Here is a 20,216-nt window from a genome sequence, read left to right as displayed (position 1 = left end):
ACTGTCAGTGGGGTCTGCCACCGTGGAGACATGCCGGTACGCACGACGGGGCGGGTCGAGGAGGGCTTCGGCTGGCGGATGTGGGAGCGGGCTCCCGCGCCGCCGCTCGCCGGGCTGTCCGGGCCGTACCAGGGGTACTGGGAGCGGACCCCCGCCCCCCTCAGCCGCGCCGAGGTGCCGCACACGGGCGTGACCCTGATCCTCAGCTTCGGCGACCCGCTCTCCTCGCTGCCGCACCCCGCGGCGTCCCGTCCCGAGCGGTTCACCAGCTTCGTCGCCGGGCTCTTCGACGCCCCCGTGGTCACCGAGCACGCGGGCCGGCAGCACGGCATCGAGGTCCCGCTCACCCCCGCGGGCGCGTTCGCGGTGCTCGGCGTCCCGCCCGGGGAGTACGGGAACAGGATCGTGCCGCTGGACGACCTCCCCTGGCCCCCTGACCTGCTGGAGCGGCTCGCCGAGGCCCCGGGCTGGGAGGAGCGCTTCGCGCTGCTGGACCGCGCGCTGGCGGCGCGCGCCGCGCACGGGCCCCGCACCTCCCCCGAGGTCGCCCGCGCGGTGCGGCTGCTCACCGCGAGCGGCGGCCGGACGCCCGTGGCGGAGCTGGCGCGCGACACGGGCTGGAGCAGGCGGCACCTGACCGGGCGGTTCCGGGAGCAGACGGGGATGACGCCCAAGGCGTTCGCCCGGGTCGTCCGCTTCCAGCGCGTCCTGGAGCTGCTCGGCTCCTCCCCCGGCACGCCGCTCGCCGAGGCCGCGCAGCGCTGCGGCTTCTACGACCAGGCGCATCTCAACCGGGACTTCCGCGCCCTCGCGGGCTGCTCCCCCACTGCCTACCTGGAGCGACACCCGCCGGACGGCGCGTTCCCATTCGTCCAAGACCTGGCGGGCGCCGCTCCGTAGCGTCGTACGCACCAGACCTGACCGGAAAGGACGGACACCATGTCTTCCCAGTCGCCCACCGCCATCCCCGTGCTGACCTACCGCGATCCGCGCGCCGCGCTCGCGTTCCTGGAGCGGGCCTTCGGCTTCACCACGCTCGCGGCGCACGAGGACGGGAACGGCACCGTCGTCCACGCCGAGATGCGGCGCGGCGACGGCGTCGTCATGTTCGGCCAGAAGCGCGACGAGGGCGTGATGGCCGGGCTCGGTCCCTCGGCCGTCTATGTCGTCGTGGACGACCCCGACGCGCTGCACGCCACCGCCGAGGCGGCGGGCGCGGAGATCGTCATGCCGCTGACCGACATGGACTACGGCTCGCGGGAGTTCGCGGCCAAGGACCCGGAGGGCAACTTCTGGAGCTTCGGGACGTACGCGCCGAAGCTCTGAAGCGCGCCCCGCCGCGCGGGAAGCGGGTCAGAACGAGTCGGCGGGCACGTAGCGCCCCCACACCTCGCGGAGCGCGTCGCAGACCTCGCCGACCGTCGCGCGGGCGCGCAGCGCCTCCTTCATCGGGTAGAGGATGTTCTCCTCGTCGTCCGAGGCGGCCTTGCGCAGCGCGTCGAGCGCGGCGGTGACCGCCTCGCCGTCCCGCTCGGCGCGCAGCCGGGCGAGCCGCTCCGCCTGCTGCTGCTCGATCGCGGGATCGACGGTCAGCGGCTCGTACGGCTCCTCCTCGGCCATCTGGAAGCGGTTGACGCCGACGACGACGCGCTCGCCGCTGTCCGTCTCCAGCGCGACGGCGTACGCGCTGCGCTCGATCTCGCTCTTCTGGAAGCCCTGTTCGATCGCGGCGACGGCCCCGCCCCGGTCCTCGACCTGGCGCATCAGGTCGACGGCGGCGGCCTCCACGTCGTCCGTCATGGACTCGATGACGTAACTGCCCGCGAAGGGGTCCACCGTCGCCGTCACGTCCGACTCGTAGGCGAGCACCTGCTGCGTACGGAGCGCGAGGCGGGCCGACTTGTCGGTGGGCAGCGCGATGGCCTCGTCGTAGGAGTTGGTGTGCAGCGACTGGGTGCCGCCCAGGACCGCGCCCAGGGCCTGCACGGTGACGCGGGCGAGGTTGACCTCGGGCTGCTGCGCGGTGAGCTGCACCCCGGCCGTCTGCGTGTGGAAGCGCAACATCAGCGACTTGGGGTTCTCGGCGCCGAACTCCTCCTTCATCACCTTCGCCCAGATCCTGCGCGCCGCGCGGAACTTGGCGACCTCCTCCAGGAAGGTCGTGCGCGCCACGAAGAAGAAGGACAGGCGCGGCGCGAAGTCGTCCACGTCCATCCCGGCCGCGACGGCCGTACGGACGTACTCGATGCCGTCCGCGAGGGTGAACGCGATCTCCTGCGCGGGCGTCGCCCCGGCCTCCGCCATGTGGTAGCCGGAGATCGAGATGGTGTTCCACTTGGGGATCTCGGCCCTGCAGTACTTGAAGATGTCCGCGATCAGCCGCAGCGAGGGCTTGGGCGGGAAGATGTACGTCCCGCGCGCGATGTACTCCTTCAGCACGTCGTTCTGGATCGTCCCCGTCAGCTTCGAGGGCTCGATCCCCTGCTCCTCGGCGACGAGTTGGTAGAGCAGGAGCAGCAGCGCGGCCGGGGCGTTGATCGTCATCGACGTCGAGACCTTGTCCAGCGGGATGCCGCCGAACAGGACACGCATGTCGTCGATCGAGTCGATGGCGACACCGACCTTGCCGACCTCGCCGCTCGCGATCTTCGCGTCGCTGTCGTGGCCCATCTGGGTCGGCAGGTCGAAGGCGACGGAGAGACCCATCGTGCCGTTCTCGATGAGCTGCTTGTAGCGCGCGTTGGACTCGGTGGCGGTGCCGAAGCCCGCGTACTGCCGCATCGTCCAGGGACGCCCGGTGTACATCGACGGGTAGACGCCCCGCGTGAACGGGTACGCGCCGGGCTCGCCCAGCTTCTCGGAGGCGGACCAGTCGGACAGCGCATCCGGGCCGTAGACCGGTTCGATGGGCTGACCGGATTCCGAATGGCGTGTCATGGTCTGAAGCCTCCGTGCGTGCTGCGTACGTGCGTGCGTGCTGAAGCCGGGCCGGTACGGGTAGCGGGGTCGCGGGTGGATGTCGCCGTCTCCGCGCCCGACACGGACTGTAGCGAGCGGCGTGCGAGCCGTGGAACACCCTCGCCTGGGACCTTCCTCACAGCTTCCTCCGCCGGGCGGCAGGTTCGCGAGTGCCGCGCGCTGGGCAGTGATGGGGCCGTACATCCACGGGACTGTCCGGGGGGATTCGGATGGACGGGGCACCACGAAAGGCAGCCGTACGGACCCGCGCCCGGGGGCGGACCCGGGGCGCGAGAGCCGGTGCCGCCGGGGCGGCGCTGCTGCTCGGGGCGGGGGCCGCGGCGGGATGCGCGGTGCAGGACGGGGCGGGCGGGAAGGCCGACGGGTCACCGATACGGATCTCCCAGGCACCCACCCAGACCCCCGCCGAGCGGACCCCGCACTCCTCGCCGCCCGCGTCCCCTGTGACCAAGCCCACATCGGCCACGCCCCGTCCGGAGCGCTCCACCCCGACCGGGCCGCCGCGCACCGCGCGCCCCGCCGCGCACCCCGTGCTGATGCGCTCCGGCGCCGAGGGGCCCCGCGTCCGCGAACTCCAGGCCCGGCTCCGGCAGCTCAAGCTCTTCGACCGCAACCCGACGGGGTACTACGGCTCGGTCACCGCCGACTCCGTCCGCGCCTTCCAGCGCCAGCAGGGCCTCACGCGCACCGGCACGGTCACGGACACCGTCTGGTCCGCGCTCCGCGCCCGTACGCACGCGCCCTCCCGGAGCGAGCTGCGTCCGCCCACCTCGCTCCCCCTCGACGACCCCGACCCGCGCTGCATGACGGGGCGGGTGCTGTGCGTCAGCAAGGAGAGCCGGACGCTGGCGTGGATGGTGGACGGCAAGGTCCGCTCGGCGATGGACGTCCGCTTCGGCTCGGCGTACACGCCCACCCGCGAGGGCGAGTTCAAGGTCGACTTCAAGAGCCGCCGCCACCACTCGACGATCTACGACACCCCGATGCCGTACGCGCTCTTCTTCAGCCGCGGCCAGGCGATCCACTACTCGGCGGACTTCGCGGCACGCGGCTACACGGGCGCCTCGCACGGCTGCGTCAACGTACGGGACAAGAAGAAGATCGCCGCCCTCTTCGACACCGTGAAACCGGGCGACAAGGTCGTCGTCTACAAGTGATCCCCGAGGGGGCGCGGGCGGGACCGGGGGAACGTGCCCCGCCCGCGCCTATCGCGCGAACCCTGAGGTACGGGGGGAACCTCGGGCTTACCGCGCCGCCGATGACCAGTCGGCTCACTCACTACTGCGCCGTACCGAGAAAATGTGTCACACCCGCGTGTCAGTGAGCGGGTGTGGCGCCCGTCACTGCCCCGTCGGCCGGGGCGGAGACGCCGGAGGCGGTGGGCGCGCTCGCCGAACCGCCGGTGGAAGCGGTCGAACCCGTCGCACCCGAACCCGTCGCGCCGGAGCCGCCTGAGTCGCTCTCCCCACCGGAGCCGGCGGAGGAACCGCCGTCCTCCTCACCGCCTCCCGTGTCGCCGCCGGAGCTGCCGGGCTTGCCGGTCGAGCCGCCGGAGCCGGAGGAGCCGCCCGCGCCGCCGCCCGAGTCGTGGTTGCCACCCGAGCCGCCGGGACCGCCGCCGGAGCCGCCGACCGCTCCCGCGCCGCCGGAGCCGCCCGAGGCGGCCGTGCCGCCGACGGGGCCGCCGTGCTTGGAGCAGAACTTCTGGACCACGGCCCGGCCGCCCGCCGCGCGCTCCAGCTTCCTGCGGTCGCTCGCGCTGAGCTTGCCCTCGTCGTACGCCTTGCACAGCGCTGCGGCGACGGCCTGCTTGTTCTGGGAGCCGGAGCCGCTGCCCTCGTCCCAGTCGCCCTGGTCGTCGTGGTCGTCGCCGTGCTTGCCGTGGCCGGTGCCGCTGTCCGTGTCGTCCGGCGAGCCGCCGGAGCCGGAGTGGCGGTCGCCGGGCGCGCTGGGGCTCTTGGATTTCTTGCCGTCCGGGTCGCGGTCGGGCTTGCCGCCCGAGGTGTCGCGGGTGTCCTCGTCGTCGGACGGGTCGGAGCTGGCCTCGCCGGAGCCCCGCGAGTGTTCCTCGTCGGGGCTGGCGACGGGCGAGACGCTCACCGCGGGGGTGCCCTTCCCGCCGAACGGCGTCGGCAGGACGCCCGCGCCCGCGGCCACCGCGACGCCGCCGAGCGCGCAGCCCGCGAGGGCCACGGCGAACCCGGCGCGCAGGGGTCTGCCGCCGAGCACGGAGCGGCCGCGCCGCTCGCCGTGCGGGCGGCGCTTCGCTCGGGAGCGCCCGCCGCCACGGCCGCCGTTCGGGGTGCCGGATGCGGCGGAAGCGGAGGCCGAACCGGAATCGCCGTTGGAGCCCGCCATGCCCACGGAGCCGCTGTGCAGCACACCGACGCGCGCCGCGCGGAACGCGTCGAGCGCGGCGGCCTCGCCGGGCAGCTCGACGGCGGTGGAGCCGCGCGCGGGGGTCTCGGCGTGGGTGTGCTCGGTCGCCAGGGCGTCCAGCACCGAGGCGAGCCGTTCCGCCGTGCGCCGGTCTGCCTCCTCGAACCACGCGTCACCGGGGACGTTCAACGCGCCCTGGCCCTTGCGGTCCTTCCGGTTCCGGTCCCGGCTCCGCTCGCGACGGGTGTCCTGGGCGTCGACCGGCAGACCGCGCAGCAGGCGCTCCGCGGTTTCCTCGTCCAGCCAGTTGTACCGGTCGTCCGCCATCACGTTTCCCTCAGCGTTCGTGTGGCTTTATGCGTCACACCGCGCGCCAGGCCCCGTGCCCTGCCCTCGCCCCCGGCGTTGCCCTGCCGCGGGGCGCGCGCGGAACCTCCGGCGGAGCCCGAGGCCCCGTCCCCGGCGGTTCCGCCTGCCGTTCCCGGGGCGCCTCGCTCGGGGCGTCCGCCCGGGTGTTCGTCGGGGTGTTCGGGGGGCGCGTCCAGCATCTCCGCGAGCTTCCGCAGGCCCCGGTGCGCCGCGGTCCTGACCGCCCCCGACCGCTTGCCGAGCACCTGCGCGGCGCTCTTCGCGTCGAGCCCGACGACGACCCGCAGCACCACGGCCTCCGCCTGGTCGCGGGGGAGTCGCGAGATGAGCGCCATGGTGCGGCCCGTGCCCAGGGCCTCCAGCGCCTCGTCCGCCGTGTCGGCTCCGGCGGGGAGCCCTGTGAGTTCGCTCTCGTCACCGCCGACCGCGGGGCGCCGTCCCCGCATCCGCAGGTGGTCCAGCGCCCGGTTCCTGGCTATGCGCGCGGCCCAGCCGCGGAACCTGTCGGCGTCGCCCTTGAAGCGCGAGAGGTCGCGGGCTATCTGGAGCCAGGCCTCGGAGGTGACGTCCTCCGCGTCCGGGTCGGCGACCAGGGTCCGGACGTATCCGAGCAGACGCGGGTGCACGGTGCGGTAGACGGTGCGGAAGGCGGCCTCGTCCCCCTCCTGCGCCGCGCGTACCGCAGCGGTCAGCTCCGCGTCGTCCCCCTGCACGCTTGTGTCTCGCCCCACTCTCGGCGCACCGAACGGTCGTCCACGCACCGACCGGCGTCGATGCGATGCAGCACGCTAAGGCCAAGTGTGCTCGCTCGTCCATGCCGGACCGGCGAGTAGGGCCACTCGGTACGCGGTCCGTGAGGACACGATCGCCGGGCGTCAGTGCCACCCTGCCACGAGCACCCCGGCACGCGCGCGCGAAACGTGCCGTACGCCTCCCGTAACAGATTGCGGGCGTCCGGCGCTGAGGTGAGTACGGGCAAGCCGCTGGCGTAGTGCGCCCGTGCCCGACGGCGGCCGGGGTCTCTCCTGTGGGGGGTGGCGACCCCGGTCGTCTTCGCTTTTCCGGCCCGTCTCCGGAGCGCCCCCGCTACTCGACCTTGTTCGCGAGCGCGCTGAACTCCGGCCAGGACAGCTTCGGCTCCGCCGGGTTCCAGATCTTCTGCGCGGTGGCCTTGAGCGGCATCCGGATGCCCTTGGCGACCTGCTCGGTGGTCTGGGCGTTCGCGAGGTCGCCCCAGACCGCGAAGCGCGCCCCCGGGATGCGGTCGCTCCCCGCCCACCTGGACGGCACGGGCTTGGTGCCGCGCAGCACGGCGGGCGTCCACTCCTCGTAGATCCGCTTGCCGGTGGGGTACGTGAAGTCGTTGGGCTGGCCGAGGACGTAGTACAGGTACTCGTCGTTGAGGTTGAGGACCTTCCAGCCCTCCTTCAGGTACTCCTCGGGCTGCCGGGCGCCGATCTCCTTGCCCGTCCAGTAGGCGACCTCGCGGCCCTTGGACGGCTTCACGGTGCCGTCGCGGTGCATGCCGTCGTTCCAGACCTGCGGGACCTTGCCGTGCTTGCGCACGGTGGCGGCCCGGTCGTTGAGCCAGGCGGTCGCGAGGTCCTGGATGTCGGCGGCGCCGCCGTGCGCGGAGCGGGCCTTCGCGGCGAGCCCGGGGTACGAGCGGGACGGGTTCTCCGTCATCAGCGCCTGGTACTCGTCGCCGCCGAGGTGCCAGTAGCGGCCGGGGAAGAGGTCCGCGTACTCGCCGAGCAGATCGTCGACGATCTTCGCGGCCTTCGGCTTCGAGATGTCGATGGCGCCGCGCGCCACGCTCCCCGAGGCGCTGCGGAGCTGGAGATCCGGGTGGGCCTTGAGGACGGCGCCGAGGTGGCCGGGCGAGTCGATCTCGGGGATGACGGTGATGTGCCGGGAGGCGGCGAGCTTCACGATCTTCCGGACCTGCGCCTTGGTGAGGTGCTGGTCCGAGACGACCTCGGGGTGGCTGTCGCTGGCGACGCGGAACGCCTGGTCGTCGGAGAGGTGCAGCTGCAGCTGGTTGAGCTTGAGGTCGCCCATCTCGCGGATGCGGGCCTCGATCCACTCGGCGCTGAAGTGCTTGCGCGCGATGTCGAGCGAGAAGCCGCGCTGCGGGCGGTCCGGCGCGTCCTTCACGGTGCCGTCGGCGAACCGGCCCTGGGCGCGGTAGGTCTGGAGCAGCGTGCGTGTGCCGTAGAACACACCGGCGTCGGAGCCGCCGCTGACGGTGATCCGCCCCTTGCCGCTGGTGAGCGTGTACGCCTCGCGCCCGCCGTCGCCCGTCTTGCCGGAGGTCTTCAGCTCGATGTCGCCGGTGCGGGCCGGTCCCTTGGAGACGGGCACCTTCAGCTCGGCGGCGAGCAGCTCGGCCTCGTCGGCGAGGGAGGCGCGGGTGGCGACGACGCGGGTCCACTTCGTCGGCTTCCAGCCGGGGCCGCGCACGGGCTGCCAGTCCCGTACGGAGGGGATCGCGGAGGGCTCGGGGCCGAGGCGGGCGGGGCCCGTGGGCGGCTTGGGGCCGGGCGTGCGGGACGCGCCGGCGCGGTCGTCCGTGCCGTGCTTGCCGCTCGCGCCGTCGGAGCCGTCGGAACCGTCGGAGCCGCCGGTCAGACCGTTGAGCGTGAGCGCCGCCACGGTCCCGGCGGCGAGCACTCCGCCGGAAACAGCAAGCGTCTTTGGCCAGTTACGTCCCATAGGAATACGGTATTGCCCCTTTCGGACCGCCTTTGTCAGCTATGCATGACAGAGCGTTCCCGTCCGGGTGAAAAACTGAGGTTCGGTCGGACGAGTCCCTGCGCACGCGGCTACGGTGACGAGACTCCTACACCACTTCTGTATCCGAAGTCACATCCGAATGGAGCCCATGCGTCTGTCCACCGCCACCGTCCTGGAGCGGTTCAACGCCTCGCGGCCGGACGAGGTGGAGGCGCTCCTCCTCGGCTGCTGCGCGAGCGCCCGCTGGGCGCGCCGGCTGGCGGCGCACCGCCCCTACCCGGACGTGGACGCGCTGCTCGCGGCGGCCGACGAGGCGAGTTACGACCTGACGGCGGAGGACCTCGCCGAGGCGCTCGCCGGGGAGACGGCCCCGCACCCGCACCAGGGCTCCCTCGGCGGCGACCCGCAGCCCGGCACCCTGGCGGCGCACACCGCGCTGCGCGCCGCGCAGGCGGCGTACGAGAGCAGGTTCGGGCACGCCTTCGTGATCTGCCTCGACGAGTGGGCGCCGGACGAGCGCCTGGACCAGACCCTCGCGGGCCTGCGTGTCCGGCTGGCGAACGAGCCGGAGGAGGAGCGCGTCGTGGCGGCCGACGAGCTGCGCCGGGTGGCGCGCGGGCGGCTGGCGCGCCTCGCGGCGGGCTGACACGGGCCGCCACCCCCCTCGTTCCGGGGCTTCCGCTGGGCCAACCGGTGGCTGATTGATCACACCTGCACACCCGGCACCGGTGTGCCGACAGCGCGTCGCTACGATGACGGATGGCCGGTGGACCGTACCCGGCCGGGCCCGACCGACCCAGGAAGCCGGCTGGCCCCGATATCCGCTCCCGGAGGGTTTTTCCGTGCCGGCTGGAACGCTGTACCGCGGCCGGGAAGGAATGTGGTCCTGGGTGGCTCATCGAGTCACCGGCGTCCTCATCTTCTTCTTCCTGTTCGTGCACGTCCTCGACACCGCGCTCGTCCGCGTCTCCCCCGAGGCGTACGACGACACTGTCGCGATCTACAAGACACCGCTCGTCAACCTGATGGAGTACGGCCTCGTCGCCGCCATCCTGTTCCACGCGCTGAACGGCCTGCGGGTCATCGCCGTGGACTTCTGGTCGAAGGGCGCCAGGTACCAGAAGCAGATGCTGTGGACCGTGATGGGCGTGTGGATCGTCCTCATGGCCGGTGCCTTCTACCCGGTGCTGAGCCACACGCTGCGCACGCTGTTCGGGAGCTGATGCCTGATGTCGACCGAGACGACCAAGACCGACGAGGTCCAGGACGCGGTGCCCTCGACCGAGGGCGTGAGCCTGTACGACGTGGACCACCCGGCGCCCGTCATCGAGGCCCCCCGCGCGCGCACCGCCAAGACCCCCAAGGCGTCGCGCACCAACTTCGAGATGTACGGCTGGCTGTTCATGCGGCTGTCCGGCATCGTGCTCGTGGTGCTCGTCCTGGGCCACCTGCTGATCCAGCTCGTGCTGGACGGCGGCGTGAGCAAGATCGGCTTCGCCTTCGTGGCGGGCCGCTGGGCCTCGCCGTTCTGGCAGGTCTGGGACCTGCTCATGCTGTGGCTGGCGATGCTGCACGGCGCGAACGGCCTGCGCACGGTCATCAACGACTACGCCGAGCGGGACAACACCCGCTTCTGGCTGAAGATGCTGCTGTACACGGCCACCGTCTTCACCGTCCTGCTGGGCACGCTGGTGATCTTCACCTTCGACCCGAACATCCGCTGAAGCTCGAACGGGACGAGGCTGAGGTAATCCCCATGCAGATCCACAAGTACGACACCGTCATCGTCGGCGCCGGCGGCGCGGGCATGCGCGCGGCCATCGAGTCGACCAAGCGCAGCCGTACCGCCGTGCTGACGAAGCTCTACCCCACCCGCTCCCACACCGGCGCGGCGCAGGGCGGCATGGCCGCGGCCCTCGCCAACGTCGAGGAGGACAACTGGGAGTGGCACACCTTCGACACGATCAAGGGCGGCGACTACCTGGTCGACCAGGACGCCGCCGAGATCCTGGCGAAGGAGGCCATCGACTCGGTCCTCGACCTGGAGAAGATGGGCCTGCCCTTCAACCGCACCCCCGAGGGCCGGATCGACCAGCGCCGCTTCGGCGGGCACTCCCGCAACCACGGCGAGGCCCCGGTGCGCCGGTCCTGCTACGCCGCGGACCGTACGGGCCACATGATCCTCCAGACGCTGTACCAGAACTGCGTCAAGGAGGGCGTGGAGTTCTTCAACGAGTTCTACGTCCTGGACCTGCTGCTCAACGAGGTCGACGGGGTCAAGAAGACCGCGGGCGTCGTCGCGTACGAGCTGGCGACCGGCGAGATCCACGTTTTCCAGGCCAAGGCTGTCGTCTTCGCCTCGGGCGGCAACGGCAAGTTCTTCAAGGTCACCTCGAACGCGCACACGCTGACCGGTGACGGGCAGGCCGCCGCGTTCCGCCGGGGGCTGCCGCTGGAGGACATGGAGTTCTTCCAGTTCCACCCGACCGGCATCTGGAAGATGGGCATCCTGCTGACGGAGGGCGCCCGCGGTGAGGGCGGCATCCTCCGCAACAAGGACGGCGAGCGCTTCATGGAGAAGTACGCGCCCGTCATGAAGGACCTCGCCTCGCGTGACGTCGTCTCCCGCGCGATCTACACCGAGATCCGGGAGGGCCGCGGCTGCGGCGCGGACAAGGACCACGTCTACCTGGACCTCACGCACCTGCCGCCGGAGCAGCTGGACGCCAAGCTGCCCGACATCACCGAGTTCGCGCGTACGTACCTCGGCATCGAGCCGTACACCGACCCGGTGCCGATCCAGCCGACCGCGCACTACGCGATGGGCGGGATCCCCACCAACGTCAAGGGCGAGGCGCTCCTCGACAACACCACGCCGATCCCCGGCCTGTACGCGGCGGGCGAGGTCGCCTGCGTCTCCGTGCACGGCGCCAACCGGCTGGGCACCAACTCGCTGCTGGACATCAACGTCTTCGGCCGCCGCGCGGGCATCGCCGCCGCCGAGTACAGCGCGACGGCCGACTTCGTCGAGCTGCCGGAGGACCCGGCTAAGTTCGTCGAGGACGAGATCGAGAACCTGCGCGACGCGACGGGCACCGAGCGCGTGGTCGACATCCGCAAGGCGCTCCAGGAGACCATGGACAAGAACGTCATGGTCTTCCGCACGGAGCAGACCCTCAAGGAGGCCGTCGAGGAGATCGGCGCCCTCCGCAAGCGGTTCCGGAGCATCAGCGTCCAGGACAAGGGCAAGCGCTTCAACACGGACCTGCTGGAGGCCCTGGAGCTGGGCAACCTGCTGGACCTCGCCGAGGTCACGGCGGTCTCGGCGCTGGCCCGCAAGGAGTCGCGCGGCGGTCACTACCGCGAGGACTTCCCGAACCGCGACGACGTCAACTTCATGCGGCACACCATGGCGTACCGCGAGGTGGGCGACGACGGCACCGAGTCGATCCGGCTGGACTACAAGCCGGTCGTCCAGACCCGCTACCAGCCGATGGAGCGTAAGTACTGATGGGCACAGCGACACTTGAGAAGAACGACTCCGCCGGTCCTGTCGACTCGGCGGAGAACAGCGCCTCCCACCTGATCACGGTCACGCTGCGGATCCGCCGCTTCAACCCGGAGGTCGCGGAGGAGGCGAACTGGCAGGACTTCACCCTGCAGATCGACCCGAAGGAGCGCGTGCTCGACGCGCTGCACCAGATCAAGTGGGAGATGGACGGGACCCTCACGTTCCGCCGCTCCTGCGCGCACGGCATCTGCGGCTCGGACGCCATGCGGATCAACGGCCGCAACCGGCTGGCGTGCAAGACGCTGATCAAGGACATCGGCCCGGACAAGCCGATCACCGTCGAGCCCATCAAGGGGCTCACGGTCCTCAAGGACCTGGTGGTCGACATGGAGCCGTTCTTCCAGGCGTACCGGGACGTCATGCCGTTCCTGATCACCTCCGGGAACGAGCCGACGCGCGAGCGTCTGCAGTCCGCCGAGGACCGCGAGCGGTTCGACGACACGACCAAGTGCATCCTGTGCGCGGCGTGCACCTCGTCGTGCCCGGTGTTCTGGAACGACGGCCAGTACTTCGGCCCGGCGGCGATCGTCAACGCGCACCGCTTCATCTTCGACTCGCGTGACGAGGCGGGCGAGCAGCGCCTGGAGATCCTCAACGACCGCGACGGCGTGTGGCGCTGCCGTACGACCTTCAACTGCACGGACGCCTGCCCGCGCGGCATCGAGGTCACCAAGGCCATCCAGGAAGTGAAGCGCGCGCTGATCACGCGTCGTTTCTGACGGATCCTTCTCTCACGGAACGGCGGTGCCCTGCGGGGTGCCGCCGTTCCGCTGTGTGAGCCACTCCGGGGTGAAGCGGGCGAAGAAGATCCCGCCGGTGTCCCCGACCTCGTAGAGGCAGCCCACCGAGCCGTCGCGCAGGACGGCCAGGGCCGAGTACCCGGCGCGGCCCGGCTTCAGCACCGCCCGGTACGGCCAGTGCGCGCCGTCGTCACGGGAGAGCCGCACCGTCAGCTCGTGGCGGCGGACCGCCGAGGCGGTGTTGCTGAAGAGCACGGTGCGCGTCAGCCCCGGGGCCCCCGGCCGGGGGCGCAGATACGAGATCTCGTCGGCGTTGTTGGCGGGGTCGGGCAGCGCGGCGGCGCGGCGCATCGGGCCGTAGGGGCGCGTGCCGTCGGGCGAGACCGCGTAGTAGCGGGCGCCTTTCTCGTTGTGCCGCATGTTCTGCGCGAGGACGCCCGTGGAGCGCTGGACGGGCTTGGACTCGTTGACCGCGCTCCCCGCCCGCGCGCCGGTGCGCCAAGTCCTGCCGTGGTCGTCGCTGACGATGTTCTCCGCGTACGTGCTCCGCGCGTCGCGGTGGACCAGGGGCTGGACGAGGCGCCCGCCGCTGAGCTGGATCCCGTGCCCCGAGGAGGCGAACAGCTTGGTCCAGCCCGGCTTCTTCACGCGCGCGGTCAGATCGACGGGACGGCTCCAGGTCCGCCCGTCGTCGTCGCTGGTGACGTACATGACGCGCATGCTCTTGGCGTTCCGCTCGAAGAAGCCGGTGCCGGGGCGGGCGTAGTTGTAGAAGAGGAAGACTCGGCCGGTGACGCGGTCGACGAGCAGGCTGCTGTCGCCCGTGCCGTCCCGGGTGCTCTCCGCGTGCACGGCGATGCGCGGCGCGCTCCACGTGGCGCCGTCGTCGGTGCTGCGGCGCAGGCCGAGCTGGATGTCGGCGGGCAGGTCGGGCGGCCCGGCCACGCGCGCGTCGGTGACGGCCAGGAGCGTGCCGGAGTTGGTGACGGCCAGCGCGGGGATGCGCACGGAGCGGGCGGTGCCGGGGCGTGCGCGGCCGTCGTCGTGGAGCAGCGCCTGGAAGGGGGCGTCCGTGGAGAAGAGCCGCGTCGTGTTCATCCCCGGCGTCCCGGGGCCCAGCCCGCAGGAGGCGCGGCCCGCGTCCCGTACGGCGAAGCCGCCGGGCGCGGTGACGCGCAGCGCGTAGCGGGCGCCGTCCGGGAGCGCCCAGCGCACGGCGGTGCTCGCGCGCGGGCCGACCTCGCGGACCGTACGCTTCGCGTCCGGCCCGGTCACGGTGAAGGTCCGCGCCTTCCCCGTCCGGTTCTCCAGGGTGAGCCGGAGCTCTTCCCTTCCGCAGTCCACGCTCGTACGGGCGGCGAGCGGCACGCCCTCGACGGCCGCCGCCGGAACGACCGTTCCGACCGTCGCGGCGACGGCGGCGAAGCCCATGAACCCCACGCGGCGCATCCGTACTCTCCTCTCGCTGGGACCTCCGGAACCTCCGGATCTACCGGATCGCGGACCCGGATCCGGGGCGGCGCGCGGCGACGCGTTCCGGACATCCCGGACTGGCTCCTTCCTCCCTCTCGCCCGCCCCGCCGTTCGGGAACGATGCGCCCCACGGACCCACATGGATGGAAGGAGCGCACATGAGACGCGCAGGACGCGTCAGCGCCACGCTGGCCACGCTCGCGGCCACGGCCCTGCTGCCCCTCGGCTTACCGGGGAACGCCGCCGCCGCCTCGGACGCCACCGACTACTGGACCGCGGAGCGGATGCGCGACGCCGTGCCGCTCGAACCGCCCGTGGCCCCGAGGGAGAAGCAGCGGCCGGTCCCACGAGGCGAGCCGCACACGTTCGCGCCGTCCGGCGGGCTCGCACCGGGCATCGTGGACTTCCCCCAGCCGGGCGGCCCCTGGAAGGGCGGCGGCGCGGTGGTGAAGACCTCGGGCAAGCTCTTCGTCACCATCGAGGGCAAGCGAACGGCCTGCTCCGCCGACGCGGTCACCAGCCGGAACCGCAGCACGGTGATCACGGCGGGCCACTGCGTGAAGTGGGAGACCTGGCACGAGAACCTCGTCTTCGTCCCCGGCTACCACGACGGCAAGGCGCCCTACGGCAAGTGGAAGGTCCGCAAGGCCCTCACCACCCCGCAGTGGGAGAAGGGCCAGGACCTCGACTACGACGCGGCGGCCGTCGTCGTCGCGCCGCGCGGCGGCAAGAGGCTGACGGACGTCGTCGGCGGCCAGGGGCTGAGCTTCAACGGGGCGTACGGCGAGGCGGCGTACAGCTTCGGCTTCCCCCTCGAACCGCCCTACGACGGCGAGAAGCTCATCTACTGCTCCGGCGGCAGCTTCAAGGACCCGACCGGCTACTCCTCCGCCCACGGCATGTCCTGCAACCAGACGCCCGGGTCCAGCGGCGGGCCCTGGTTCCAGTCCTTCGACGAACGCACCGGCAAGGGTCTGCAAATGACCGTGAACAGCTTCAGCTACTCCCACATCCCTGGCCTCCTCTTCGGCCCGTACTTCGGCGACGAGATCAGAGCCGTCTACGAGAGGGCCCAGCACATCTGAAAGACCACCCCCCTACTCCGCCCTCGACCCCACTGTGCTTGGGAAGTCTGCGCAAGGCGCAGGGTTGGCAAGCGCAGCCCCCCACGCCGGGTGCCCCGCGTACAAGAGCCGCGCCCGGGGAGCCCCGGGCTGTGCTTCGCGGGCTGCGGCCGCGTCGGGGCTGGGCGCGCAGTTCCCCGCGCCCCTTAGGGAGAAGAGGCAAGCCCCGAAGTCTTGAACCCGGAGCGCCCCGCGGCGGAGCCGCATATCGAACACAGCCCCGCGCTCCTGAGGGCAAAGGGGCGAGCCCCGGAGTCCTGGGGCGGGGCGCGTTTGTGGGTCACGTATCGTGCGGGCCGTGGCACGTATCGGGATGGCGGGAACTGTACGGAGGGTCGCCGCGGCCGGACTCGTCGTGGCGCTGGGCGCCGGGTGCGGGGGCGGGTCCGACGGGTCCGGGGACGCAGGCGACGGCGGCCGGAAGAAGAGCGGTCCGGCCCTCACCGTCGCCGGAGGCACGGGCTCCGCGCTCGCCGATCAGCCCGTGGACGTGGGTGCGAAGCGGCTCCCCGCGAAGGCCAGGGTGACGGTCGCCGCGAGCGCGAAGGACCGCTACGGCAAGACGTGGCGCGCGACGGCGAAGGGCCGCGCGGACGCGGAGGGGCGGCTCGCGCTCGGCGAGAAGGCGTCCTCGGAGCTGCTGACCCGGATGCTGCCCGCCCGGCACCCGAAGCTCGGCACCGGCAAGACGTTCTCGTACCACCCGGGCCCGCCCGGCGAGCAGCGCTCGTACCGCGTACGGCTGAGCGTCGGCACAGCGGAGAAGACGCTCGCCACCCGTACCCTCACCCGCGAGTGGCTCGCCGAGGGCGCCACGCACCGTGAGCTGACCGTCGGCGAGGACAAGCTCGCCGGGGACCTCTACAACCCCCCGAAGGGCAAGCCCCGCAAGGCGCCCGTGCTGGTCTTCGGCGGTTCGGAGGGCGGCAACGCCGGTACGTACACCGCCGCGCTGCTCGCCTCGCGCGGCCATCCGGCGCTCTCCCTCTGCTACTTCCGCTGCGGCAAGGGCTCGGGGCGGCCGGACGCGATCGACATGATCGACCTCGACTACTTCACGCGCGCCGCCCGCCTGCTGGGCGAGCAGCCCTCCGCCGACCCCGCCAAGCTGACGGTGATGGGCAACTCGCGCGGCAGCGAGGCGGCCCAGCTCCTCGGCCAGCGCCGCCCCTCGGTCGTACGGAACGTCGTCGCGTACGCGCCCTCGTCCAAGGCCATCGGCCCCTACCCCACCGGGCAGGCCGCCTGGGCCGACCACGGCAAGGCGCTGCCCGCCGGGCCGCTCGCGCTCGACAAGGTGCGTGGCACGGTCCTCGCCGTCGGCGGCGGGAACGACAAGATGTGGGGGTCGGCCGCGTCCGCGCGGGACATGGCCGCGCACGGCGCGAAGAAGCTGCTCTACCCGGACGCCGGGCACCACGTGAACTGGTTCCCGTACGGGCAGCCAGGTCAGGAGGGCGGCGCGGACGGGAACGTCGCCGGGACCTCCGCCGCCGACCAGCGCGCCCGCGCCGATTCCTGGCCGAAGGTCCTGAAGCTGCTGGAGAGCTGAGCGGGCAGGGAGTCCCCGCGTGTCGTTGCCGGGGACGGGCAACGACACGCGGGGCCGCCTCGCGCAGAATGGGGCCATGCCGGAAGCCACGTACACCCCGCCGCGCTTCCCCTGGAGCTGGCTGGCGGCCAGCGTGTCGCTGCTCGCCGGGATGGCCGCCTGGGGCGCCGCCGCGTATCCGCACCTGCCCGACCGCGTCCCCCAGCACATCGGCACCGGGGGCGTGGACGCCTGGACCGACAAGTCGGTGGGCTCCGTCTTCGTCCTCGTCTTCCTCTACGCGGGCCTGACGGCGCTGACGGCCTTCCTGACCGCGATGCTGCTGCGCACCACACCGCTCGCCGAACTCCCGGCCTCCGAGCCCCGCTTCGCCGCCGGGAGCAGCAAGCGCCCCGCCACCCGCGTCACCGCCCGCCGTACGGCCGTGTCGCTGCTCGTCCTCAACTTCGCGATCGGCCTGTCGTTCGTCGTCGGCAACACCGTCCAGTGGCGCACCAGCACCACGTCCGAGGTCCCGTGGTGGTTCCTGCTCGGGATGCTCGTGCCGATCCTGGGCGGCACGCTCCTCACCGTGGCGGTGGCCTGGCAGGACCACGGCGAGAAGCGCCGCCTCAACGCGTCCTAGACCTCGCCCGGTAACTCGACGCGGAGGTCGAGCTCCACGTCCGTGTCGGAGACCAGCACGCTGTGGCTGCTGGCGCCGAGCGAGGGCGAGGTCGCGACCACGATGTACGCGCCGCTGCCGGGCACCGGCAAGGTGTAGCGCCCGTCCTCCGCCGAGGTCGTACGGGCGATCTGCGCGCCGTTCGCCGCGACGAGGGTGAGGGAGGCGCCGGGCAGCCGGGCGCCCAGCGAGTCCAGGACCGCGCCCCGGACCGCGACCGACTCGGCGGCGACGGCCGCCGCTCCCCCGCCCACGGGGGCGAGTTCACGGGCGCCGGTACGGACGTACGCGGAGGCGTCCACCGGGTCCACCGCACCCACCGGATCCGGCGGGTCGGGCGCGTCCACCGGATCCGGCGGGTCCACCGCCAGGTGCGGGAGGTGGCGGTCCAGCCAGCCCGGCAGCCACCAGTTGGCGCGCCCGATGAGGAACATCAGCGCGGGCACCAGGATCGTACGCAGGATGAACGCGTCCAGCGCGACCGCGCCCGCGAGGCCGATCCCGGCCATCATGCCGCCCCGGTCGCCGCTGAGGACGAAGGAGAGGAAGACGCAGATCATGATGAGCGCCGCGCAATTGATGACCCGGCTGGTGTCGGCGAGACCGGCGCGCACGGAGCGCGCGTTGTCCTTGGTGTGCGTCCACTCCTCGTGCATCCGGGAGACCAGGAAGACCTGGTAGTCCATGGAGAGGCCGAAGAGCAGCGGCAGCATGATGACGGGCAGGAAGGAGATGATGGGCCCCTCCTTGCCGAGGCTCAGCAGGTCCATCCCCCAGCCCCACTGGAAGACGGCGACGAGCAGGCCGAAGGAGGCCGCCGCCGCGATCAGGTTCATGAGCGCGGCCGTCAGCGGGACGACGACGCTGCGGAAGGCGACGAGCAGCAGCAGCGCGCCCAGGCTGACGATGATCGCGATGAACATCGGCAGCTTCTCGCCGATGACCGAGGCGAAGTCCTTCTGGATGGCGGTGGGTCCGCCGATGTCCACGGAGAGCGTGGTGCCGCGTTCGGCCGCGGGGACCGTCGTGTCGCGCAGCGTGTCGATGAGCCGGTCGGTCCGCTCGTCCTGCGGTGAGCTCTTGGGCACGACCTGGACGACGGCCGTGTCCGAGCCGGGCGGCAGCGGCAGCGGGACGGCGCGCACGACGTCGTCCATGCGGGCCGTCTCCGCCGTGAGCCGCTTGAGCGCGGCCCGGTCCCGCGCGCCGCCGCCGACGTCGGCGACCATCTGCAGCGGCCCGTTGAAGCCGGGCCCGAAGCCCTCGGCGAGCAGGTCGTAGGCCTGGCGCGTGGTCTGCGACTCGGGCTGGTTGCCCTGGTCGTTGGTGCCGAGCCGGAGGGAGAGCGCGGGGATCGCGAGGACGGCCATCACGACGATCGCGACCAGCGCCAGCGCCTTGGGCCGCCGCTCCAGCACCCCGGCCCAGCGGGCGCCGAGCCCGCGGCCGCTCTCCGTGCCCTCCGTACCCGCCGCCAGGCGGCGCCGCTCGCGCCTGCTCAGCGCCTTCGTGCCGAGGAAGCCGAGCATGGCGGGGAGCAGCGTGGTGGCCGCGAGGACGCTGAGCAGAGTGGTGAGGGTGGTGGCGAGGGCGATGCCGTTGAGGAAGTCGAGGTTGAGCGTGAACATCGCCAGCAGCGCGACACAGACCGTGCCGCCCGCGAAGAGCACCGCGCGCCCCGAGGTGTCCATCGCGCGTACGGCCGCGACGTCCGGGTCGAGACCGGCCTTCAGGCCCTTGCGGTGCCGGGTGACGATGAAGAGCGCGTAGTCGATGCCGACGCCGAGCCCGATCAGCGAGCCGAGCAGCGGCGCCACGTCCGGCAGGGGGACGGCGTGGCTGAGCACGATCAGCCCGGTCATCCCGATGCCCACCGCGAAGACCGCGTTCAGCAGCGGCAGCAGCATCGCGAAGAACGAGCCGAACGCGAGCAGCAGCACCACCGCGGCGGCGGCCAGCCCGACGCCCTCGGCGAGCCCGGCGGGCGGCTCCTGGGTCTGCTCGATGGCCTGGCCGCCGAGTTCGACCTGGAGCCCGTCCGTACGGGCCTCCCCGGCGCGGTCGATGACCTGCTCGGTGTGGGCCTTGTCGATCTCGAAGACCTGCTCGGTGAAGGTCACCTCGGCGTAGGCGATGGTGCCGTCCTCGCTGATCTGCGCGGCGCCGCCCTTCGCGTACGGGCTCGTGACGGTGCCGACCTGCGGCACCTCGGCGATGTCGGCGAGGGCCGCCTCCATCCGCTGCCGCACCTCCGGGTCGCGCACCGTGCCGCTCTCGGTGTGCCACACCACGGTGTCCGTGTCGCCGGACAGGTCGGGGAAGGCGGCGCGCATCGAGTCGTACGCCCGCGAGGACTCGGTGCCGGGGAAGCTGAAGTCGTTGGAGTACGCGCTTCCCAGGGCGCCGCTCGTCGCGCCCGTGCCGAAGAGGGCGGCCACCCACAGGAGGAGCACCGCCCACCGGTGCCGGAGGCACCACCGCGCCAGAGCAGCCATGCCGGGATCCCTTCGTACGCCGACGGGCGGTCGGCCCGGCGGAGGAATGGGGGGGTGGCGGTGTGACGGGGCCACGGGGTGACGGAGTCACGGGGTCACGGGGTGACGGGGTCACGAGGTGACGGAGTGGCCCC

Annotated in this window: 17 protein-coding genes; 11 read left to right on the top strand and 6 right to left on the bottom strand. The window is 72.3% G+C overall.

The genetic code is table 11. The annotated features are described in order from the left end of the window. Positions 1-30 precede the first annotated feature (30 nt). Both ACGF3A_RS02005 and ACGF3A_RS02000 read left to right on the top strand, forming a co-directional pair. Positions 31-900 carry a helix-turn-helix domain-containing protein gene (locus ACGF3A_RS02005; RefSeq protein WP_393724783.1) on the top strand — a complete coding sequence of 290 codons (870 nt, stop codon included), beginning with the start codon at positions 31-33 and terminating at the stop codon, positions 898-900. A gap of 39 nt (positions 901-939) precedes the next feature. After that, a complete protein-coding gene (locus ACGF3A_RS02000) occupies positions 940-1,326 on the top strand; it encodes a VOC family protein (RefSeq protein ID WP_393724781.1) in 387 nt (128 codons plus the stop codon). A gap of 27 nt (positions 1,327-1,353) precedes the next feature. Here the strand turns inward: ACGF3A_RS02000 and ACGF3A_RS01995 are convergent, their stop codons facing one another. After that, positions 1,354-2,937 carry a methylmalonyl-CoA mutase gene (locus ACGF3A_RS01995; RefSeq protein ID WP_393724779.1) on the bottom strand — a complete coding sequence of 528 codons (1,584 nt, stop codon included), beginning with the start codon at positions 2,935-2,937 and terminating at the stop codon, positions 1,354-1,356. A gap of 251 nt (positions 2,938-3,188) precedes the next feature. On the opposite strand from ACGF3A_RS01995, the gene ACGF3A_RS01990 reads away from it, so the two are divergent. Next, entirely contained in the window at positions 3,189-4,136 is a 948-nt protein-coding gene (locus ACGF3A_RS01990) for a L,D-transpeptidase family protein (protein ID WP_393724777.1), read from the top strand. Between the two features lie 160 nt (positions 4,137-4,296). Here the strand turns inward: ACGF3A_RS01990 and ACGF3A_RS01985 are convergent, their stop codons facing one another. The 3 genes from ACGF3A_RS01985 to ACGF3A_RS01975 all read right to left on the bottom strand — a co-directional run bounded on the left by ACGF3A_RS01985 (position 4,297) and on the right by ACGF3A_RS01975 (position 8,442). Continuing rightward, complete coding sequence (locus ACGF3A_RS01985; RefSeq protein WP_393724775.1) at positions 4,297-5,685, bottom strand: hypothetical protein; 1,389 nt, start codon at positions 5,683-5,685, stop codon at positions 4,297-4,299. Further along, on the bottom strand, positions 5,685-6,440 hold the full coding sequence (locus tag ACGF3A_RS01980; RefSeq protein WP_393727092.1) for an RNA polymerase sigma factor: 756 nt from the start codon (positions 6,438-6,440) through the stop codon (positions 5,685-5,687). Before ACGF3A_RS01980 ends, ACGF3A_RS01985 begins: the two co-directional genes overlap by 1 nt. A 373-nt stretch (positions 6,441-6,813) precedes the next feature. After that, entirely contained in the window at positions 6,814-8,442 is a 1,629-nt protein-coding gene (locus ACGF3A_RS01975) for a glycoside hydrolase family 20 protein (RefSeq protein ID WP_393724773.1), read from the bottom strand. Between the two features lie 169 nt (positions 8,443-8,611). Here ACGF3A_RS01975 and ACGF3A_RS01970 point away from each other — a divergent pair, with 169 nt between their 5' ends. From ACGF3A_RS01970 to ACGF3A_RS01950, 5 genes are all read left to right on the top strand, one after another. Continuing rightward, positions 8,612-9,109 (top strand): 2-oxo-4-hydroxy-4-carboxy-5-ureidoimidazoline decarboxylase, encoded by a 498-nt coding sequence (locus ACGF3A_RS01970; protein ID WP_393724771.1) that lies wholly within the window; start codon positions 8,612-8,614, stop codon positions 9,107-9,109. A gap of 196 nt (positions 9,110-9,305) precedes the next feature. Next, positions 9,306-9,686, top strand: a complete 381-nt coding sequence (gene sdhC, locus ACGF3A_RS01965; protein ID WP_393724770.1) for a succinate dehydrogenase, cytochrome b556 subunit — start codon at positions 9,306-9,308, stop codon at positions 9,684-9,686. A gap of 6 nt (positions 9,687-9,692) precedes the next feature. After that, positions 9,693-10,187: a succinate dehydrogenase hydrophobic membrane anchor subunit gene (locus tag ACGF3A_RS01960; RefSeq protein ID WP_393724768.1), complete on the top strand. Its 495-nt coding sequence runs from the start codon at positions 9,693-9,695 to the stop codon at positions 10,185-10,187. A gap of 32 nt (positions 10,188-10,219) precedes the next feature. Continuing rightward, the gene (gene sdhA, locus ACGF3A_RS01955; RefSeq protein ID WP_393724766.1) at positions 10,220-11,974 is read left to right on the top strand and encodes a succinate dehydrogenase flavoprotein subunit; all 1,755 of its coding nucleotides are present in this window, start codon (positions 10,220-10,222) and stop codon (positions 11,972-11,974) included. Then, the gene (locus ACGF3A_RS01950) at positions 11,974-12,753 is read left to right on the top strand and encodes a succinate dehydrogenase iron-sulfur subunit (RefSeq protein ID WP_393724765.1); all 780 of its coding nucleotides are present in this window, start codon (positions 11,974-11,976) and stop codon (positions 12,751-12,753) included. The genes sdhA and ACGF3A_RS01950 overlap by 1 nt, the downstream gene beginning before the upstream one ends. Before the next feature lie 12 nt (positions 12,754-12,765). Here ACGF3A_RS01950 and ACGF3A_RS01945 read toward each other — a convergent pair whose 3' ends face one another. Then, the gene (locus tag ACGF3A_RS01945; protein WP_393724763.1) at positions 12,766-14,223 is read right to left on the bottom strand and encodes an exo-alpha-sialidase; all 1,458 of its coding nucleotides are present in this window, start codon (positions 14,221-14,223) and stop codon (positions 12,766-12,768) included. Positions 14,224-14,405: 182 nt separating this feature from the next. Here ACGF3A_RS01945 and ACGF3A_RS01940 point away from each other — a divergent pair, with 182 nt between their 5' ends. The 3 genes from ACGF3A_RS01940 (at position 14,406) to ACGF3A_RS01930 (ending at position 17,548) form a co-directional block, all read left to right on the top strand. Then, on the top strand, positions 14,406-15,332 hold the full coding sequence (locus ACGF3A_RS01940) for a trypsin-like serine peptidase (protein WP_393724761.1): 927 nt from the start codon (positions 14,406-14,408) through the stop codon (positions 15,330-15,332). Positions 15,333-15,669: 337 nt separating this feature from the next. Beyond that, positions 15,670-16,923 (top strand): hypothetical protein, encoded by a 1,254-nt coding sequence (locus ACGF3A_RS01935; RefSeq protein ID WP_393724759.1) that lies wholly within the window; start codon positions 15,670-15,672, stop codon positions 16,921-16,923. A 76-nt stretch (positions 16,924-16,999) separates the two neighbouring features. Further along, entirely contained in the window at positions 17,000-17,548 is a 549-nt protein-coding gene (locus tag ACGF3A_RS01930; RefSeq protein WP_393724757.1) for a DUF1648 domain-containing protein, read from the top strand. On the opposite strand, the gene ACGF3A_RS01925 is transcribed toward ACGF3A_RS01930, so the two are convergent. After that, positions 17,545-20,082, bottom strand: coding sequence for an MMPL family transporter (locus ACGF3A_RS01925; RefSeq protein ID WP_393724756.1), 2,538 nt, complete (start codon positions 20,080-20,082; stop codon positions 17,545-17,547). The two genes, ACGF3A_RS01930 and ACGF3A_RS01925, sit on opposite strands and share 4 nt — an antisense overlap. Positions 20,083-20,216 lie beyond the last annotated feature (134 nt).

The sequence above is a fragment of the Streptomyces sp. NPDC048172 genome (genome assembly GCF_043202595.1).
In the GTDB taxonomy this organism is placed as follows: Bacteria; Actinomycetota; Actinomycetes; order Streptomycetales; family Streptomycetaceae; genus Streptomyces.
The sequence above is the reverse complement of the archived record's forward strand: the minus strand, read 5'-3'. Positions and strand labels throughout refer to the sequence as shown.

Bases quoted from the DNA above. Each gene is read 5' to 3' on its own strand.
- ACGF3A_RS02000 (WP_393724781.1), top strand. From the start codon at position 940: ATGTCTTCCCAGTCGCCCACCGCCATCCCCGTGCTGACCTACCGCGAT.
- ACGF3A_RS01975 (WP_393724773.1), bottom strand. From the start codon at position 8,442: ATGGGACGTAACTGGCCAAAGACGCTTGCTGTTTCCGGCGGAGTGCTC.
- ACGF3A_RS01930 (WP_393724757.1), top strand. From the start codon at position 17,000: ATGCCGGAAGCCACGTACACCCCGCCGCGCTTCCCCTGGAGCTGGCTG.
- ACGF3A_RS01960 (WP_393724768.1), top strand. From the start codon at position 9,693: ATGTCGACCGAGACGACCAAGACCGACGAGGTCCAGGACGCGGTGCCC.
- ACGF3A_RS01995 (WP_393724779.1), bottom strand. From the start codon at position 2,937: ATGACACGCCATTCGGAATCCGGTCAGCCCATCGAACCGGTCTACGGC.
- ACGF3A_RS01990 (WP_393724777.1), top strand. From the start codon at position 3,189: ATGGACGGGGCACCACGAAAGGCAGCCGTACGGACCCGCGCCCGGGGG.
- sdhA (WP_393724766.1), top strand. From the start codon at position 10,220: ATGCAGATCCACAAGTACGACACCGTCATCGTCGGCGCCGGCGGCGCG.
- ACGF3A_RS01940 (WP_393724761.1), top strand. From the start codon at position 14,406: ATGAGACGCGCAGGACGCGTCAGCGCCACGCTGGCCACGCTCGCGGCC.
- ACGF3A_RS01950 (WP_393724765.1), top strand. From the start codon at position 11,974: ATGGGCACAGCGACACTTGAGAAGAACGACTCCGCCGGTCCTGTCGAC.
- ACGF3A_RS01970 (WP_393724771.1), top strand. From the start codon at position 8,612: ATGCGTCTGTCCACCGCCACCGTCCTGGAGCGGTTCAACGCCTCGCGG.
- ACGF3A_RS01945 (WP_393724763.1), bottom strand. From the start codon at position 14,223: ATGCGCCGCGTGGGGTTCATGGGCTTCGCCGCCGTCGCCGCGACGGTC.
- ACGF3A_RS01985 (WP_393724775.1), bottom strand. From the start codon at position 5,685: ATGGCGGACGACCGGTACAACTGGCTGGACGAGGAAACCGCGGAGCGC.
- ACGF3A_RS01925 (WP_393724756.1), bottom strand. From the start codon at position 20,082: ATGGCTGCTCTGGCGCGGTGGTGCCTCCGGCACCGGTGGGCGGTGCTC.
- ACGF3A_RS02005 (WP_393724783.1), top strand. From the start codon at position 31: ATGCCGGTACGCACGACGGGGCGGGTCGAGGAGGGCTTCGGCTGGCGG.